A 2,792-nucleotide genomic window follows, 5' to 3' on the forward strand; every position below is an offset into this window, starting at 1 on the left:
GTAAAAGCATTTTTATATGAACTGGGTATTATTGAAAATATAGTAAGGTTGCCGGTTGTACCTTTAAGTGATAGTATTCACCAAAAGGTAAAAGCATTTCTTAAAAAATAAAATTCAATTTAAAAAAAGATGCGGAGCAAAGTTTATATTTTTCTTTTTTTGCTGTTGGCATCATTCAAATTATTTGCACAGTTTACTTTAAGGATAGAAATTACTGCAACACCTGCATCTCATAAAGAAGATACCATTTTTGTTGCCGGCAACTTTAATAACTGGAACGCAGGGGACACTAATTATATTTTTAAAAAAGAAAACGATAAGCTGGTAATTGAAATAAAAAATCTTCCTTTAGATACCTATCAGTTTAAATTTACAAGGGGCAGCTGGCAAAAAACAGAGTCAACCGATAAAGGTGTGATGACAGAAAATAAAGTAGTAAGATTATTTTCGGATGCAACGCTGCAATATACGGTTGATGGCTGGGCAGATGATTATGCCGTTGCAAAAAAACATACTGCAAGCCAAAATGTGCATATAATAGATACTGCATTTTTTATGCCGCAGCTTAACACTACCCGCCGCATCTGGATTTATTTACCCCAGGGTTATGCAAATGGAAAAAAAGAATACCCTGTTATGTACTTGCACGACGGACAGAATCTATTTGATGAAATGAGCAGTGCATTTGGCAGCGAGTGGGGCGTTGATGAATGTTTAGATTCTTTAATTGCAAAAGGAAAACCTGCATGTATTGTTGTGGGTATTGATAATGGCCAGGCCACAAGAATGAGCGAATATAATCCTTATGAATTTACCTGGAAAGATTCCACACAATCCAAAATATTTTTACCACAGGGAAATGAATACCTTAGTTTTTTAATTAAAACGCTCAAACCTTTCATCGATAAAAAATACCGCACTTTATCATCTAAAGAAAATACCATTATTGCAGGTTCTTCCATGGGTGGATTAATTTCTTATTATGCTGCTTTAAAATATCCTGATGTATTTGGTAAGGCGGGTGTTTTTTCTCCTGCATTCTGGACGGCTCCTCAAATAAAATCATTAACCGATTCCGTTGCAAAAAAAATAAACGCCAAATTTTTCTTTTACATGGGAGAAAATGAAGGTGGCACTTATGTAGAAGATATGAAAGACGTTGCAGAAAGATTAGGAAGCAATTCAAATACCATGATTTATTCTGTAATTGATGCTGAAGGTAACCATAACGAAAAAGCCTGGCGTAAATGGTTTGCCGAATTTTATAAATGGGTAATGGCTGATGGGTATAATAATGTAATAAAGTTGGAATAGTAGGCAAAGGAATTAGTAATTTGGAATTGGGGATTGGAAAGCAACTCCTGTTTTACTTTTGCAACTTCCTTTAAATCACTTCGTCCATAATCCGAATTCCAAATTCCTGATCTTTTAAATCTTATAACAAACCCCTTCCAACGCCAGCTCCGTATTTTCAAAAATTTCGCAAGCCTCTGGTAAAAATGCATCCAGTGTTTCGTATTTAGAAGAAAAATGCCCGATCAGTAATTTTTTTACATTGCCCAGTTTAGCAATATTGGCTGCCTGGTGTGTAGTGCTGTGGTAGCGGCTTGCAGCCCTTTCGTGCAAATCTTTTAAATAAGTAGTTTCATGATATAATAAATCAACACCTGTAATTTTATGCACTAAACTTTCATCATAAATGGTATCGGCACAATAGGCATAACTTTTTGCTTTTGCTGCTGCTGTAGTTACTTCATCATTAGGTACAATAGTTCCTTTTTTATTTACGTAATCGTGGCCCTGCTGCAGCTTATCATAAAAAGCTGCAGGTATTTCATAAATGGCGGCACGTTCTGCATGTATTTTTCTTGGATTTTTTTTCTCCCTGAATAAAAAGCCCCAGCATTCAATACGGTGCTGTACTTTAAAACATTCCACACTCATTTTTTTATCATCAGCAATAATACCTTCGCTTTTTAAAGGATGAAAATGTAATTGATAACAAAGATGTGTATCGGCCACCTGCAATTGTAATTTTATTATTTGTTCCAGCGCTTCGGGTGCATGCAGGTGAAGATCTTGTGTACGGCCCAGCAAACTCATACTGGTTAATAAACCAATTAAACCGTAATAATGATCGCCGTGTAAATGTGAGATAAAGATCCGGGTAAGTTTACTGCGGCGTATTTTATACCTGGTCATTTGCATTTGTGTGCCCTCCCCGCAATCTATTAAATAACTTTCTTCAAAAGTCTGTAAAATTTGGGCAGTAGGGTTTCTGTCAAATGCAGGAATTGCAGAATTGTTCCCCAATATGGTAAGTGCTAACATTTATGTTTAATGAATAATTTTATAATTTATAATGGATAATGTTTTTAAAGCAATATTGCCTGTATTGGTATAAGGCTATAATTAACGAAAGTAGAAAAAAACATTATTCATTAATCAATTATCCATTATTAATTCAGCAATTCTCTCTCTATCTCTTCCATCTGCACAATATCCCAGGCCTCACTTTCGGTAGGTGTTACATTCATCAACTCCAGCAATTCTTTTTCATCTAATAGTTTTTCTACCGCTTCCTGCAAATTACAAATTACAAAAGAGCAGTTGTTTTCATAAAATTGCTGTTGAACATTGGCTAACAATTCTCCCACAGTTTCATCAAGTGCTTTTACATTAACCATGTTAAAAACTATATGCGGAATGTCTTTTTGCAGGTAAGGAAGCAACAAATTGTTTAAATCCCCTGTCATATTAGCAGCAAACCCGGTTTCTTCCGGCGTAATAAC

At 35.2% G+C, this 2,792-nt stretch carries 3 protein-coding genes; 1 reads left to right on the top strand and 2 read right to left on the bottom strand.

Annotated features, from left to right (window positions below; translation table 11 throughout):
• Nucleotides 1-129: 129 nt before the first annotated feature.
• The gene (locus tag ACY65O_RS01000; protein ID WP_462218983.1) at nucleotides 130-1,314 is read left to right on the top strand and encodes an alpha/beta hydrolase; all 1,185 of its coding nucleotides are present in this window, start codon (nucleotides 130-132) and stop codon (nucleotides 1,312-1,314) included.
• Between the two features lie 114 nt (nucleotides 1,315-1,428).
• Here the strand turns inward: ACY65O_RS01000 and ACY65O_RS01005 are convergent, their stop codons facing one another.
• Together ACY65O_RS01005 and ACY65O_RS01010 are read right to left on the bottom strand one after the other, a co-directional pair.
• Nucleotides 1,429-2,331 (bottom strand): ribonuclease Z, encoded by a 903-nt coding sequence (locus ACY65O_RS01005; protein ID WP_462218984.1) that lies wholly within the window; start codon nucleotides 2,329-2,331, stop codon nucleotides 1,429-1,431.
• 128 nt (nucleotides 2,332-2,459) lie between these two features.
• Nucleotides 2,460-2,792: STAS domain-containing protein (locus tag ACY65O_RS01010; protein WP_462218985.1), on the bottom strand; the 333-nt coding region annotated here is incomplete at its 5' end.

Source organism: Ferruginibacter sp. (assembly GCF_031430955.1).
Taxonomy (GTDB): domain Bacteria; phylum Bacteroidota; class Bacteroidia; order Chitinophagales; family Chitinophagaceae; genus Ferruginibacter.